Origin of the sequence: Brevibacterium limosum (assembly GCF_011617705.1) — a bacterium.
Lineage (GTDB): Bacteria > Actinomycetota > Actinomycetes > Actinomycetales > Brevibacteriaceae > Brevibacterium > Brevibacterium limosum.
Genome location: NZ_CP050154.1, coordinates 135176 through 149110 on the forward strand (window position 1 = coordinate 135176; position 13935 = coordinate 149110).

Below are 13935 nucleotides of genomic sequence, written 5' to 3' on the forward strand. Positions count from 1 at the left end.
TTGATGGAGGAGCGCTCATTGTCCGAAATTGTTGTGCGACACCTGCGCCGAGGCGGGCGATCCCCTCGCCGAGACGGCTGTGACAGATCGGCTCATCGGGTTCGTTCCTGCTGACCGACGGCTATGACTCCGTTCTCATACGCCCAGATCACCGCGTGGATTCGATCGCGGATGCCGAGTTTCGACAGCAGGTTCGACACGTGGGTCTTCACGGTCGCCTCACCGACGAAGAGGTTGCCGGCGATTTCGGAGTTGCTCGCCCCGGTCGCCACCAGTCGCAGCACTTCGAGTTCCCGGTCGGTGAGCTGCTCGAGCTCCGGGGCGGTCGGTGCAGCCGGTTCCGGGGTGGACACGGAGCGTTCGATGACACGGCGGGTGACCTCGGGGGAGAGCAGGCCGTCGCCGGCGGCCAGGGCGGTGACCGCGTCGATGAGCTGTTCGGCTTCAGCGGTCTTGAGCAGGAACCCGCTGGCGCCGGCGGCCAAAGCGCGAAACAGGAAGTCGTCGCGGTCGAAGGTCGTGAGCATGAGGACGGCTCCGGCCGCCCCGTGGCGGACGATCTGCGCGGTCGACTCGAGTCCGTCCATGACCGGCATCTGCACATCCATGCAGATGACATCCGGGGCGAGCTCGAGCGCCCTGTCGATGGCGATCTGCCCGTTCTCGGCCTCTCCGACGACGGTGATCCCGTCTTCGGATTCGAGGATCGTGCGGAATCCGGTGCGGACCATGGATTGGTCGTCGACGAGGAGGACCCTGATCATATGGATGCCTTTGCTGAGGGATCGGAACCGGTTGTGGGGCGAACCGGAGCGGCGGATGCGGCGGCGTCGGATTCAGTTGCCGTTGTGTCGGGCGCTGGGGAGTCCGCAGTGCTGCGCGGGTAGGGGATGCGGGCACGCACGAGCCAGCCGCCGCGCGACTTCGGTCCTGCTTCGAGGCTGCCGCCGAGGGCGCTCATCCTCTCCCGCATCCCGACGATGCCCAGTCCCAGTCCTTCGCTCGTGGACCGTCTCTCAGCCTCGGGTCGGGCCTCAGAGGAAACAGACGCGACGGCGGTGCTCGTCGGCCTGGAATCGCTGATCTCGACCTCGAGGTCACTGCGGCCATAGCGCAGCCGCACTTCCACCTCGGCGTCGGCGCCCGCATAGCGGGAACAGTTGGTCAGGGATTCCTGGATCACACGGTAGATCGACATCTCGGTGATCGGGGTGAGCGGGCGAGGGTCTCCGATCGTCGTGTACTCGACGCTTCGGCCGAATCGTCGGGCGGATTCGATGAGTTCGGGAAGGTCGCCGAGGCCGGGGTTGCCCTTCGTCGACGACGCCGTCGGTGAGTCGGTCGGGAAGGCTGCCGCATCGTCGCTGGTGTCGGCCGGGTCGTCTGTGTCGGCAGTGCCATCGGTCGGGGAGTCCGTGTCGCGGAGGGTGTAGACGAGGGCGCGGAGTTCGTCGACGGTCTCTCGGGTCGAGGCTTCGATGACCTGCAGTGATTCCTTGGCCTTGTCGGGGTTCTTCTCGAGGCTGCGACGGGCGGCTGCGGCGTGGATGCCGACTCCGGCGATATGGTGGGCGACCCCATCGTGGAGTTCGCGGGCGATGCGCACCCGTTCGAGGTCGAGCGCCTGCCGGGTCAGCTGCTTCTCCTGTGCACGGACTTCGTCATTGGCGGCTCGGAGATCGGCCATGAGTCTGCGTTGCTTCCATGCTCTGTTGCCGAAGACCCACGCTCCACCGAAGAAGGCGACATTCGTCAAGAAGGACACCCCGCCCGAAGCTGCGAACTGAAGAACAGTGAAGTCTCCGAGCGTCCGGAACTGGACAGTCAGCGACACCGTGAAGAGGACCGCCATACCGATGCACAGCAGCAGACGCGACCAGAAGGCCACTCGTCGGCTGCGCTGCCACGGACCGATCGAATAGACTCCCAGGAACAGGATGATCTGCGAGACACCGATCTCCATGGCACTGTTGACCAGCGCCACCGAATAGACGAGGCAGATGACGGCAGCGCTCTGACTCGGATAGCGGCGGCGATAGAGCAGAGGGACCGTGAGAAGCACTGACGCAAGGGCGCACGCCCACAGGGGGGCCTTGAGGACCTGAATGCTGGAGGCGCTGTAGAGCACGGCGAAGAGCACCGAGGACACGGACAAGGCAACGACGATGTAGACATCGCCCCTGGTGGTTCGTGTGGATGACTCGTTCTCCGTCATCCTTCCAGCTTAGACAGTGGTCGGGTCGGTCGGCATCCGTCTCAGTGAGGAATTCGCGGGGCGCCTCTCCCACTGGTGGTGGAGGTGCGGGTCGGAACAGACCCTGGAGGCGGCACGAGCCATAACTGTCGGCGAGACCTGCTCAGTCCTTCTGCGCGACGATGACGGCCAGGTCTCGGTGCTGCCAGTGCACGCGGGTGGTCAGCCCCGCCTCGGCGAGCCAGGTCAGCTGCTCATCGAGGGAGCTGGGAGTGTCGTCGATCCAGTCGATCGGAGTGACGACGTCCGCCGGGTCGGCTGGCACGACGAGGTCACCGAGGACGAACCGCCCGCCTGGGGCGAGCACTGCGGCGATGCAGGCGAAGAGGTCCGCCTTGCCGGGGCCGTCGAGGTGATGGACGGCGAGCGTCGACATGACGAGATCGAAGGGTCCCCGAGGAAGCGGGTCTTCGAGGCGACCCAGCCGCAGCTCGGTGCGCTCGGGGTCGAGGATCGCCTCGGCGGCGGCGAGCATCTCTGGACTCGCGTCGATGCCGAGCAGCCCGGCCCCGGGGAGTGCGTCGAGGACGCGCTGTGCTGTCAGCCCGCTGCCGACGCCCAGATCGAGGATCGAATTCGGTGCTCCCACAGCCGCTGCAGCAGCCACCTCGGTCTGCAGGCGCGGATAGTCGGGAATCTCCTCGGCCATGAGCGCCTGGTAGGTCTCCGGGTCCCACTCGAATTCGGGCATATCAGCTCCTTCGCCGCCGATGCGAGGAAGCCTACTCCCCGCAGCCGCTAAAGGTCGATGGCGACGATCGGATCCGTGGTCGGCTGCTTCGAGCCGCCTTCGGGCTCGACGGTGATGCCGAAGACGCTGCCGGCGGAGAACTTCTCACCGGCGATGGTCACCGGCTCGTCCGACATCAGCCCGACGCTTTCCGGTCCGTCGGCGCCGATCACCCACATCTGCATCGACTTTCCGGCCGGCGGCTGCCCGAGGTCTTTGGGGCTGAGGCGGATGAGCTGCTCGCTCTCGGAGGAGAACACGGTGACAGAGCCGCCTTCCGGCATGTCCGCAGTGTCTGTGCGCAGGTCGCCGGCCTCCATCAGGCGGGCGGAGTCGTTCAGCTGCTGCTGGGTCGCGGCCAGGTCCTCTTCCAGAGCGTTCTGCCGCTGATGCTGCTGCCAGACGGTCGCACCGAGACCGGCTGCGACGACGATCGCCGCCGCGGCTGCGACCCAGGGCAGCCAGGAACGTCGGCGAGACTGCTGCCCGCCACGGCCCTCAGTATGGTCGCCGGATCGGCGAGCCTGCCGATGGTCGCTGAGCGACGTCGGTGCAGGCGGTGCCTCGGTGCCGGTATCCGCGGCGGTCGGTGATGGCGCGGGTGCCGATGAGGCACCTGCCTCGGCGGTCGGTGACGATTCGGGTGTCGGCTGCTGTTCGTGGTTCTCGGGGATGGCGAGGATCGCATCGCGAGTCGCCGCGCTGACCTCGACCGGTTCATCGGACTCGGCCGCGTCGGCCATGACGTCGGCATAGGCGGCGACCTCGGCACGGAAGTCTGCATCGGACTCGGCCAGCGCCCGAGCCTCGGCGAGCTCGTCGTCGGTGAGCCCGCCCAAAGCCAGGCCGGCGGCCAGATAGTCACGATCGGTGCTCATCGACTCGCCTCCAACTCGTCTCGCAGCTTCTTCATTCCGTCTCTGATCCGTGACTTGATGGTACCCAGCGGCACCTTGAGGTCCTCCGAGATCTGGGTGTGGGTCAGACCCTGATAGAAGGCCATGACGATCGGCCTGCTCTGTTCCTCGGGGAGGATCTTCAAGGCGGAGACCGTCCGGTCCGACTCCGCTCGGTCGATCACGGTCTGTTCGACCCCTTCGGCGGCCTCGACGGAGGTGCGCAGCCCATCGGCGAGGTCACGGTCCTGCTGGGACTGAACGCTGCGCACACAGTCGATGGCTCGTCTGCGGCACAGGGTGACCAGCCACGCCCTGCCCGTTCCTCGGGCGGGGTCGAAGCCCGCACACCGGGTCCACACCTCGGTGAAGCAGTCCTGGAGGACCTCCTCGGCGAGAGATCTGCTCTTGACGATCCGCACGATGACGGCCATGAGGATACGGGAGTGGGTGGTGAACAGCTCTTCGAATGCGGACCGGTCGCCGTCGGCGATGCGGATCAGCAGGGCTCCGCCGGGATCGGCGGAATCCGCCGGCTGGTGATCAGAGCTCATTGCCCAATCATGCCATGCATGCAGAAACCGATCACACCTTTCCCAGGTGAGCGAGTCGGGCGGGACGAGCGCAGTGGTGGGAGTGTGTGCAGCAGACACGGTCAGCCGGCGGTCGCATGAAGCCGCACGAACCGGCGAGGAACCGAAGGCGGCCGGAAGCCGATCCTGTTGCTGCTGATCGGTTCCCGGCCACTGCATCGTGGTGCTCTCTCGCTGCGGTAACTCCGGTCACTTCTCCGGCATCATCACGGCGTCGACCATGTAGACCGTGGCGTTGGCGGTCTTGACTCCGCCGCAGACCAGTCCGGCATCGTCGAACTTCATGTCCTCACCCTCACCGGAGACCTTGACCTTCGAACCTTCGACGGTCTCGTGCTCACCGGCGATCTCATCGGGGGAGAGCTGACCGGGGATGACATGGTAGGTCAGAACCTTCGTCAGCTGGTCCGAATCCTTGGCCAGGGCATCGAGGTCGTCCTTGGGCACATCGGCGAACGCGTCGTCGACCGGGGCGATGACCGTGAACTCGTCGCCGTTGAGGGTGTCGACGAGGTCGACATCGGGATTGAGCTCACCCGAGACCGCCTTGGTCAGCGTCGTGAGCATCGGGTTGTTCGAAGCGGCAGTGGCCACCGGGTCCTGGCCCATGCCCTCGACTGATCCGGCCCCGTCCGGGTTCTCCTCGGCGTAGGTCGAGCAGCCGGAACCGACGAGGTCGGTATCGGCCATGGAGGAGTCACCGGACTCGTCGGGCATCTCGGACTCGCCCGAGTCGGCGGGCTGGGATTCGGAGCTGTTCGAATCCGAGCCGGATTCCTCCCCTTCGGAGCCGGAGTCCATTCCGCAGCCGCTGAGAGCCAACAGGCCGATGGCGCCGGCCGAGAGGATGGTGGCGGTGCGTGTGCGAAGCAGTGTCTTCATTGTTCTTCTCCTAATCAACAGTGATGCGTATTCGCGCACAGCTGTGAAGTGATCTCCATTGCTCGCTGTGTACTGGGTATTCGCAGCGGGTGAGCATCCGGATGGGTCGATCGGGAAGAAATCTGAAATTCTCTTCGCCGAGGCGGCCCCGGAGATTTCGCCCGGACGTTCCTACACGGATAATTCCGTTCGGACGTTGCCGCTCGGACGATTCCCTTTGCAAGATCATTCGACGCGGAACTGGATGTGGTGGTGTCCGGTGGCCGAGTTCGGAATCGAATCCCGGCGTTTCCCCGTCTGCACGGTGCCGTCCCTGTCCGTGGCGCGCACGGTGAGGGTATGGGTGCCGGGCTCCACCTCGGAGAAGTCGGCACGCCATTGTCGCCAGGTGTCGATCGTGACCTCCTCGGCCAGATCCGCCTGCGTCCAGTCGCCGTCGTCGAGCTTGACCTCGACGCGGTCGATCCCCGAACGCTGCGCCCAGGCAGTGCCGCCGACCCGGACGGTCCCAGCGGAGACCTTGGCCAGCGGCTTCGGCACTTCGATTCGGGAGGCGACGAGGATGGGCGCCTTCGCGTCCCACCCGCGGTCGGTCCAATAGGCGGTCTTCTCATCGAAGCGGGTGACCTCGAGCTCGGTCACCCATTTGGTCGCGGAGACGAATCCGTAGAGTCCGGGCACGACGAGGCGGGCGGGGAAGCCGTGTATCGGGGTGAGCGGTTCGCCGTTCATCCCCACCGCCAGCAGAGCGGCACGGTCATCGGTCAGCGCTCCGAGCGGAGTCGAGGCGGTGAATCCGTCGAAGGAGTGGGAGAGGACCATGTCGGCGTCGGTGCTCGGGCGTGCTCGGGCGAGAAGCTCGCGCACGGGATAGCCGAGCCAGGCCGCGTTGCCGACGAGCTCTCCACCGACGGGGTTGGACACGCAGGTCAGCGTGATGTGGTGCTCTTCGAGGGGCAGATCGAGGACGTCGTCCATCGTCAGGGTCACCTCCTCCTCGACCATCCCGTGGATGCGCAGGGACCACTGTTCGGGGTCGATGACCGGGGGTGAGAGCACCGTGTCGATGCGGTAGAAGTCCTTCGCTTCGGTGACGAAGGGAACCGTGCCCTCGACGTCGGTGCTCGCTGCGGCCGGGATCGCGGCCGCCTTCTTCGCGGGGGTGGGCAGAACCAGCTTGGCCACCGCGGCTCCGGCCTCCTGGGCGAGCGAGGCCACGGTCTGACCGGCGGCGATGGTGACGGCGCCGATAGTGCCGACGGCTCCGGCCAGGGTGAAGAAGCGACGCCGGCTCAGCGGATCGGACTGCTGTGGCCGGGCGGTGTGCGCGGTCGCCTCGGCGAGGGGTGCCGGTACCCCGAAGCGCAGCAGAAGTAGGAAGACCGCAACACCCGCCGCAATGCCGATCAGCGTGGGAATGACGTCGATGGCACCCGCCTCGGGGCGGATGATGATGACGATGACTGGGACGAGCCCGGCGACGACCAGCAGCGTCGTGGCCAGACGCCGGCGGGAAACCGCCAGTGCTCCGATGAGACCGGCGAGGACGATCGCACCGAGGCCGGTGGAGAGGATGAGGACGAGTTTGTCGTTGTCGCCGAAGAGGGCGATGACGGGTTTGATTGCCGCCGGCGGAGCCAAGGGAATGATCGCCTGCCCGAGAGTGAGCAGGGGCGCGGCGCTCGGGCTGAAGGCGCGGGCAAGGACGTCGGCGAGGCCGAACATCACGACGGTGGCGACGACTCCGGCCAAGGCGCCGCGGAAACGGTGTGCAACACGGGTTTTCCGATTCATAGTGATCATTCGGAGCCATCGGGACGGCGGATGGGTTCACAGCCTTCGTCACTGACCATTCACCGAAACGCCAGTGACCTCGTTGCGCTCCTGTCGTAGCATGGTGCAATGACTGAGAAACCCGGATACGCCCAGCCGCAGGCTCCGACCGGAGATGCGGATGAGCCGAAGAGCCCGAGCGCGCCGATCTACACCGCGAAGGTCGAAAACCTCGGCGGCACCTCGGGTGAGGTGCGCGTCGAAGACGGCCAGACCCTGCCCACCGCCCCGACCTCACGGGTCGAGGAGGGCAACAACCCGGAACAGTTCCTCGCCATGGCCTGGTCGACCTGCCTCGGTGAAACGCTCAAGGTCGTCCTCGCCGTCAATGAGATCGAAGCGCTCTCACGAGTGCGCGTCGAGGTCGAACTGCACAACGAACCCTCCGGCAACGGCTTCTACTTCGCCCCGAAGGCGTTCATCTCCATCGAAGGGGTCCCGGACACCGACGCCGAGAAGTACGCCGCCCGCGCCCACGCTCGCTGCCCGATCTCCAAACTGCTCATGGGCAAGGGCACCCCGGTCGTCGAGATCGAACCGTACAAGAACCCGGACAACTTCCAGCTCAGCTGAGTTCACCACTCACCTCGGCGGTGATCTGCGCCAACTGCACGGCTGCCTCGGTAGGACGGATCAGCCATCCCACGTGGGACGATGCGAGCGTGCGCACTCGGTAGGGGTTGTCCGGTGTGAGGGCATCGCCCTCGCGGATGAGGCGGTCCTGCATCGTGATCGGGATGCTCCGATCCTCGCCGAGACGGACGAACGTGCGCGCAATCGTCCCCCAGTTTTCCGCCTGCGCCCGGTGTTCGGGACCACCCGCATCGAGGTTCTCATCCGGCTGGAGCGAGTTGAGGAAGATGCGGAACTCGTCGTCGCCGACGTCTGCACAGAAGAGATCCTTCAATCCCTCGAGGACTCCGGTGTCGGCCTGGCGGAAATTGCAGCGCAGCAGTCCCAGCTCCCCGGGATCACCGGCCAAGGCTTGTCCGAGGGCGGCATTGTCGACCTCGGCCATCTCCGGTTCTCCGTTGTACTCGGCGGCCGGAAGCGCCACTGGTGCCCAAGCGGAGACATAGACCATATGGTCGATGAGTTCGGGGCGTGCATTGGCCAAGGCGGTCAGCGCGGCCCCGCCGCGACTGTGGGCGAGGATGATCACTGGTCCATTGTCCTTGGCGCGGGCGGCCGCCTCGGCGAGAGCCTGAACATTGTCGTCCAGGCTCACACCTCTGATCGACCCCGGCGCCGAGATGAACTGAGCGAGATCCTGCGGCGCCTGATATCCGTGCGGAAAGGTGGCGGCGAAACCATGGCCGAGCAGGTCGACCGCTGCCGAGCGCACACCGTGGAATGCGAGTTCGGCCTGCAGCGGGGCGAAGGAGAAGGAAGTGGCGAAAGCACCGTGGACGAGGATGAGCGTCGGCTGCGTCATCTCATCAGCCTAGCGGTCGCCTCGGCGATGGGGAACGGTCCACCAGACAATGGCTCACCAGGCGCCGAAGCGGATTACAGTGGCGGGTAGGGCATTCGGCACCGGGCCGGGCACGGGTCGTTGAGAGGAGCCGAGGTGGATACGGACCTGCAGGAGTTCCTGTTCCTCGCGCTCGACCTCACCGGCACCTTCGCGTTCGCCGTATCCGGAGTGCTGCTGGCCGCGCGCCGGAATTTCGACATCACGGGCGGGCTCGTGCTCGGCACGCTCACCGGCATCGGCGGCGGCATGATCCGCGACGTGCTCCTCGACCGGGTGCCCAACGCCATCGGCCAACCGATCTACCTCGCTCCGCCGGTGATCGCGACCCTGCTCATCTACATCATCGGTTCGCACATCTCCAGGGCCCGGATCTGGATCGTCGCGTTCGACGCGATGGGCATCGGGCTCTTCAGCGTCACCGGGACGACGATCGCGCTGTCGGCGGGGACGAACTATCCGGCGGCTCTCCTCATGGGGGCGCTGACCGCGTGCGGCGGCGGGCTGATGCGCGATGCCGTGGCCAGTGAGGATCCGGCGATCTTCCGCGGCACCGACCTCTACCTCATCCCCGCGCTGTTCGGGTCGGGGCTGACGATCATCGCCGAGGTGACCGGGCTGTTGGGTGCCATCGTCTCCCTGGTCATCGCGGCCGCCGCCTTCGGCTTCCGCATGCTCGCATGGAAGCTGCAATGGCGGGTGCCGCAGCCGATGCGGCAGTGGTCGTACAAGGACACCGGCCGTCGAGTGAAGAAGAAGCTGCCGTCGGTGTTCCGGAAACCGGACTGAGCGGTTGATGATATCAGAGCGTCGTCACAGGGGCGACAGATCTGCCGCATCGGCATCGGCTTCGCCGACCGGGACGAGTGCGACGATGAAATCATGAGTCAGACACCTGCTGGACCGCCCCCGCCCGGATCGTCCAGGGTCGACGAGGTCGAGCCGGTCCCGACGTGGACGCGTGACTTCCTGCGGGTCCTCGGCATCGCACTCTTCGGCGCGCTCTTCTTCACATTTCTGATCTGGTTCGCCTCGACCGGGCTGCTGCTGCAGCAGAACCTGGAAGCGATCGAAGCGAACGCAGGCTGGGCGGGGATCTGTGCCGGATTGATCGCTTTTCTCTTTCCTTTCCTGTTCATGGAACACAAGCGCCGGGACAACGGGTTCAGGCGTGATGGTCTCATTCCGCTGGTCACCTTCAGCGTGGTCTGCAGCGGAGTGATCGTGACCCTGGTGGCGCTGATATGGCCCGTCATCCTCGGTGATCGGGCGGTGCCCGGAACGGTCGCGGCGGGACTCAGCAGCGATCCGGCGAGCTTCTTCCTCGTCCTGCTCTTCTTCATCGGCGGCATGGCGTGGGCGATGACCCTGATGCTGCCCATGAAGGTCGGCGGCTATAAGATCGCTCTCTGGCTGCTGCTGCCCTATCTCGGTTTCGTCTTCCTCATCCTCTTCGCCGGTCTGAGGGTCTTCGAGAATCCGCCGAGTCTGCTCTTTACGATGATCTGGCTGGCTGTGGCGCTGTCGGGCCTGGCCGCGCTGACGGGCATCGCCGCTCTGCGCAATGTCATCGACAGACCGAGTCGGCAGATGACCGGTGCCGAACGCGACGCCTCCTACCAGCAGTTCCTGGACGACCGGCGCCGTCGCGGGCTGGGGAACGAGAGCCCGCTGCCGGGGATCGACACACCTCAGACGAGTCCGTCTCCGAACTCTCCACCCGGCCCGAGGGCGAACGGTCCATATAGACGCGGACCCTCTCACCTGGAAAGATGAACGCATGAGTGAGCCGACGAGCAACTGGGCGAGCGACCCCGCCCCACTTCTGCGCGTGGGGGAGGGGTTCCGCCTCGGCGAGGTCGGCCCCGATTCCACCCCCGGCTACGAGGGGGATAAGAAGAGCGGGAGGAGCGACTTGGCGGCGCTGTCGACCGAGCTGAGCGACCTGCAGGAGAGGCTCTTCGCCGCCCACCACGACGAAGATTCCGGACCCGCCGTTCTCCTCGTCCTCCAAGCCATGGACACCGCGGGCAAGGGCGGCATCGTCCGCCACGTCGTCGGTGCCGTCGATCCGCAGGGCGTCGAACTCGCGACATTCAAGAGACCCACCGAGGAAGAGCTCGCCCATGACTTCCTCTGGCGCATCCGCCCTCGCGTGCCCGGACCGGGAATGATCGGTGTCTTCGACCGCTCCCACTACGAAGATGTGCTCATCGGTCGGGTCCGCGAACTCGCCGATGAGGCCGAGATCGACCGCCGCTACTCGGCCATCAACGACTTCGAAGCCGAACTCACCGAGGCGGGGGTGCGGATCATCAAGGTCATGCTCCACATCTGCCCGGACGAGCAGAGAGAACGCCTGGCCGAACGCCTCGACCGACCCGACAAGCACTGGAAGTACAACCCCGGCGACGTCGACGAACGTCTCCTGTGGCCGGACTACATGGACGCCTACCAGGCCGTCTTCGACCGCACCTCCACCGAGGCGGCACCCTGGTTCGTCGTGCCCGCGAACCGGAAATGGTACGCCCGCTTGGCCGTGCAGCGGCTGCTGACCGACGCCCTGAACGCGATCGATCCGCAGTGGCCGGCGGCCGACTTCGACGTCGAAGACGAGAAGAAGCGCCTGGCCGAGAGCTGAGGTTATGTTCGGCACGGGCCTGCGGCACAACGTCGATCAGGCTCGCACGGTCACGGCCGTACGGGAGGTGGAGCCGCCTCGGCGAGGGTACGCCGTCACCGGTTCGCGAACTCAGTCGCGACGGATGCTGAAGTCGACCTTCGTGGGATGTTCGACGGTGCGCGAGACCGTGCAGTACTTGTCGTGGGAGAGCCCGACGAGGCGTTCGATGCGGGCATCGGCCTTCCGGCCCTCCTCGTCGTCGGGGAAGGCGAGGTCGAAGTCGAGGTGGACGTTGTCCACGCGGGAGACTCCGTCCTCGTCGATCTTGTCGGCGGTCGCGGAGACGTCGAACTTCGTCGGTTCGGTGTGACGGCTGGTCACGGTGTCGACGTCGATCGACGAGCAGCCGGCGACGGCGGCCAGGAGCAGTTCGACGGGGGTCATGAGGCCCTCGCCGCGGCCGAATTCGATGCTCGCTCCGCTCGGTGCGGTGGCGCGGTAGTGGTTTTCGGCGATGCGGGTCAGTTCGATGCTGCGGATGTCTTCACTCATGAGCCCATGATGTCAGATCCCGGGCGGGACGGCGTCTGGGGCTGGGCTTCGACGATCCGGTCCGGTGGTGGTCAGGGTCTGAGGTTCGGGGTCCGGGGTTCAGGGTTCGGGGTTCAGGGTTCGGCGAAGTCGACCTCGCTCGATTCCTGCACCCGCGCCTGCCGACCGGGACCGGATTCGAACTGCCAGTACAGGTTCGTGTGGGAGACGACCTGTTCCGGTGGGGGAGCGCCCCATTCGGTGAGGTCCTCCGTGGTGTGGGCGTCGGCGACGAGGGTGACGTCGTAGCCGCGGGCGAAGCCGCCGTGGATGGTCGAACGCACGCAGGCATCCGATTGGGCGCCGGCGACGACGAGGTGGCCGACGTCCTTTCTGGCGAGCACCTCCTCGAAATCCGTGTCCTCGAAGGTGTTGCCATGGGTCTTCTCGACGATCGCTTCGCCGTCGGCGGGGGAGAGGGCGTCGACGATCTGCCATTGCGGGGAATCGATCGGCAGCTCACCGGAGCTGTGCCGGACCCAGACCACCTCGGTGCCGGTGTTCCGGGCGCGGTCGACGAGATCCGAGATCGTGGAGATGACGCCCTCGGAGTTCCACGCGGCCTGCATCACCCCGTTCTGGACGTCGATGACGATGAGGGCGGTGTTCGGGCGAGTGGACGTCGGCGGCTGTGCTGTGGACATGTGATCCTCCTTGATCAAGGATCATTGTCCTCGCCTCGATCCCAGCAGACAAGAGGCAGAGGCCGGTTCGCTGTGAGGGTGTGAGAATGGGGGAGTGAGCGATACCTCCCAGAACTCCGGCGACGAGGCGGGCGTCGGCAAAGCGGCTGTCCCGCGCCGTTTCAGCGTGCTCCGGAGCTGGAAGACTGCCCCTTACCTGGTCGGATCGGGCACGGCGATGATGGGCGACAACATCGAACACGTCATCACCTATTGGGTGCTGTGGCAGAAGTTCGAATCCCCGGCGCTGGTCGGGTTCCAGCTCATCAGCCACTGGCTGCCGTTCCTGCTGCTCTCCGTCTATGCGGGGTCCCTGGCCGAACGCTTCGACTGCCGCCGTCTCATCCAGATCGGGCAGATCATGTTCATGGTCGTGTCCCTGTGCTGGGGGATCCTCTTCCTCACGGACTCGCTGCAGCTGTGGCAGGCATGCGTGCTGCTCGTCATCCATGGGCTGGCCGGATGTCTGTGGGGTCCGGCAGAGCAGATGATGCTCCATGATTTCGTCGATCGGAAGGAGCTGCCGAGCGCGGTCCGCCTCAATGCGACGTTCCGCAGCCTCGGCATCCTCTTCGGTCCGGTCGTCGGTTCCGCTCTGCTGCTCGGGGTCGGCGCCACCTGGGGCATCTTCATCAACATCCTCTTCTACCTGCCGCTGACGATCTTCCTCATCCGCACCCCGTTCACCGGACATCTGCGCAGCGGAGGAGTGCGCACTGCGCGGACGACCCTCATCCAGTCGCTGCGGGTGCTCATCGATGTCCGCCGCAATCGGGCGATCGTCGGCATGCTGCTGCTGGCCGCGCTCGCCTCGACGACGATCGGGGCGGTGCTGCAGACGGCGATGCCGGTGTTCGGCGACATACTCAACCCGGTCGGCGGGGACAGCGACTTCACGTATGGTGTGCTGCTCTTCGCCATGGGCGCAGGCGGGGTGCTCGGCGGCTTCGGGCTCGAGGCGACCGGGTGGATCAAGGCAGTCCCGGCCGCGGCCGCGCTGGCCGCCGCGGCCATGGGGGTCAGCGCCTTGCTCTTCGCCCTGACCTCGCACCTGTGGGTGGCGGTCGTCATGCTCGTCATCGCCGGAGTCTCGAAGATCACCGCCGAATCGACGGAGATGGCGATCATCCAACTCGAAGCACCCGCGGAGATCCGCGGCCGCGTCATCGGCTCCTATGCGACGTTCGGTCCCGGCATGCAGACCTTCTCCGGTGTCACCGTCGGAGTGCTCGGCACAATCGCCACGATTCCCGGAGCCGTCATCATCGGCGGCACGGTCCTGGCCATCGGAGCTGTGGCCATCGGCACCTACGCCGTCACAGGAAGACGCAACCCCCATGCCCCAATTACTACCTGACGGGGGCGCAGCAACCTGG

General features: G+C 66.0%; 15 protein-coding genes. 5 read left to right on the forward strand and 10 right to left on the reverse strand.

Annotated elements, in window-relative coordinates; all coding sequences use genetic code 11:
- Window positions 1-92: 92 nt before the first annotated feature.
- From GUY37_RS00595 to GUY37_RS00625, 7 genes are all read right to left on the reverse strand, one after another.
- Window positions 93-764, reverse strand: a complete 672-nt coding sequence (locus tag GUY37_RS00595) for a response regulator (RefSeq protein ID WP_166820933.1) — start codon at window positions 762-764, stop codon at window positions 93-95.
- Window positions 761-2215: a sensor histidine kinase gene (locus GUY37_RS00600; RefSeq protein WP_166820936.1), complete on the reverse strand. Its 1455-nt coding sequence runs from the start codon at window positions 2213-2215 to the stop codon at window positions 761-763. Before GUY37_RS00600 ends, GUY37_RS00595 begins: the two co-directional genes overlap by 4 nt.
- Window positions 2216-2357: 142 nt before the next feature.
- On the reverse strand, window positions 2358-2945 hold the full coding sequence (locus GUY37_RS00605; RefSeq protein WP_166820939.1) for a class I SAM-dependent methyltransferase: 588 nt from the start codon (window positions 2943-2945) through the stop codon (window positions 2358-2360).
- A gap of 47 nt (window positions 2946-2992) precedes the next feature.
- Complete coding sequence (locus GUY37_RS00610; RefSeq protein ID WP_166820942.1) at window positions 2993-3862, reverse strand: anti-sigma factor; 870 nt, start codon at window positions 3860-3862, stop codon at window positions 2993-2995.
- Complete coding sequence (locus GUY37_RS00615) at window positions 3859-4434, reverse strand: sigma-70 family RNA polymerase sigma factor (protein WP_166820946.1); 576 nt, start codon at window positions 4432-4434, stop codon at window positions 3859-3861. Before GUY37_RS00615 ends, GUY37_RS00610 begins: the two co-directional genes overlap by 4 nt.
- A gap of 228 nt (window positions 4435-4662) precedes the next feature.
- Window positions 4663-5355 carry a fasciclin domain-containing protein gene (locus tag GUY37_RS00620; protein WP_228278277.1) on the reverse strand — a complete coding sequence of 231 codons (693 nt, stop codon included), beginning with the start codon at window positions 5353-5355 and terminating at the stop codon, window positions 4663-4665.
- Between the two features lie 225 nt (window positions 5356-5580).
- On the reverse strand, window positions 5581-7149 hold the full coding sequence (locus GUY37_RS00625; protein WP_166820949.1) for a molybdopterin-dependent oxidoreductase: 1569 nt from the start codon (window positions 7147-7149) through the stop codon (window positions 5581-5583).
- 108 nt (window positions 7150-7257) lie between these two features.
- On the opposite strand from GUY37_RS00625, the gene GUY37_RS00630 reads away from it, so the two are divergent.
- On the forward strand, window positions 7258-7761 hold the full coding sequence (locus GUY37_RS00630; protein ID WP_152347219.1) for an OsmC family protein: 504 nt from the start codon (window positions 7258-7260) through the stop codon (window positions 7759-7761).
- On the opposite strand, the gene GUY37_RS00635 is transcribed toward GUY37_RS00630, so the two are convergent.
- Complete coding sequence (locus GUY37_RS00635; protein WP_166820953.1) at window positions 7754-8623, reverse strand: alpha/beta fold hydrolase; 870 nt, start codon at window positions 8621-8623, stop codon at window positions 7754-7756. The two genes, GUY37_RS00630 and GUY37_RS00635, sit on opposite strands and share 8 nt — an antisense overlap.
- Window positions 8624-8758: 135 nt before the next feature.
- Between GUY37_RS00635 and GUY37_RS00640 the strand changes: the two genes are divergently transcribed.
- From GUY37_RS00640 to GUY37_RS00650, 3 genes are all read left to right on the forward strand, one after another.
- Entirely contained in the window at window positions 8759-9451 is a 693-nt protein-coding gene (locus GUY37_RS00640; RefSeq protein WP_166820956.1) for a trimeric intracellular cation channel family protein, read from the forward strand.
- Between the two features lie 93 nt (window positions 9452-9544).
- Window positions 9545-10438, forward strand: a complete 894-nt coding sequence (locus tag GUY37_RS00645; protein ID WP_166820959.1) for a hypothetical protein — start codon at window positions 9545-9547, stop codon at window positions 10436-10438.
- 4 nt (window positions 10439-10442) lie between these two features.
- A complete protein-coding gene (locus tag GUY37_RS00650) occupies window positions 10443-11303 on the forward strand; it encodes a PPK2 family polyphosphate kinase (protein ID WP_166820961.1) in 861 nt (286 codons plus the stop codon).
- 111 nt (window positions 11304-11414) lie between these two features.
- On the opposite strand, the gene GUY37_RS00655 is transcribed toward GUY37_RS00650, so the two are convergent.
- Together GUY37_RS00655 and GUY37_RS00660 are read right to left on the reverse strand one after the other, a co-directional pair.
- Window positions 11415-11837 (reverse strand): OsmC family protein, encoded by a 423-nt coding sequence (locus tag GUY37_RS00655; RefSeq protein ID WP_166820964.1) that lies wholly within the window; start codon window positions 11835-11837, stop codon window positions 11415-11417.
- 113 nt (window positions 11838-11950) lie between these two features.
- On the reverse strand, window positions 11951-12520 hold the full coding sequence (locus GUY37_RS00660; RefSeq protein WP_166820967.1) for a cysteine hydrolase family protein: 570 nt from the start codon (window positions 12518-12520) through the stop codon (window positions 11951-11953).
- Between the two features lie 94 nt (window positions 12521-12614).
- Between GUY37_RS00660 and GUY37_RS00665 the strand changes: the two genes are divergently transcribed.
- Window positions 12615-13916 carry an MFS transporter gene (locus GUY37_RS00665; protein WP_166820970.1) on the forward strand — a complete coding sequence of 434 codons (1302 nt, stop codon included), beginning with the start codon at window positions 12615-12617 and terminating at the stop codon, window positions 13914-13916.
- Window positions 13917-13935 lie beyond the last annotated feature (19 nt).

Excerpts from the sequence above, each read along its gene's own strand:
- GUY37_RS00595 (WP_166820933.1), bottom strand. The coding sequence starts at position 764 with ATGATCAGGGTCCTCCTCGTCGACGACCAATCCATGGTCCGCACCGGA.
- GUY37_RS00600 (WP_166820936.1), bottom strand. The coding sequence starts at position 2,215 with ATGACGGAGAACGAGTCATCCACACGAACCACCAGGGGCGATGTCTAC.
- GUY37_RS00605 (WP_166820939.1), bottom strand. The coding sequence starts at position 2,945 with ATGCCCGAATTCGAGTGGGACCCGGAGACCTACCAGGCGCTCATGGCC.
- GUY37_RS00610 (WP_166820942.1), bottom strand. The coding sequence starts at position 3,862 with ATGAGCACCGATCGTGACTATCTGGCCGCCGGCCTGGCTTTGGGCGGG.
- GUY37_RS00615 (WP_166820946.1), bottom strand. The coding sequence starts at position 4,434 with ATGAGCTCTGATCACCAGCCGGCGGATTCCGCCGATCCCGGCGGAGCC.
- GUY37_RS00620 (WP_228278277.1), bottom strand. The coding sequence starts at position 5,355 with ATGAAGACACTGCTTCGCACACGCACCGCCACCATCCTCTCGGCCGGC.
- GUY37_RS00625 (WP_166820949.1), bottom strand. The coding sequence starts at position 7,149 with ATGAATCGGAAAACCCGTGTTGCACACCGTTTCCGCGGCGCCTTGGCC.
- GUY37_RS00630 (WP_152347219.1), top strand. The coding sequence starts at position 7,258 with ATGACTGAGAAACCCGGATACGCCCAGCCGCAGGCTCCGACCGGAGAT.
- GUY37_RS00635 (WP_166820953.1), bottom strand. The coding sequence starts at position 8,623 with ATGACGCAGCCGACGCTCATCCTCGTCCACGGTGCTTTCGCCACTTCC.
- GUY37_RS00645 (WP_166820959.1), top strand. The coding sequence starts at position 9,545 with ATGAGTCAGACACCTGCTGGACCGCCCCCGCCCGGATCGTCCAGGGTC.
- GUY37_RS00650 (WP_166820961.1), top strand. The coding sequence starts at position 10,443 with ATGAGTGAGCCGACGAGCAACTGGGCGAGCGACCCCGCCCCACTTCTG.
- GUY37_RS00655 (WP_166820964.1), bottom strand. The coding sequence starts at position 11,837 with ATGAGTGAAGACATCCGCAGCATCGAACTGACCCGCATCGCCGAAAAC.
- GUY37_RS00660 (WP_166820967.1), bottom strand. The coding sequence starts at position 12,520 with ATGTCCACAGCACAGCCGCCGACGTCCACTCGCCCGAACACCGCCCTC.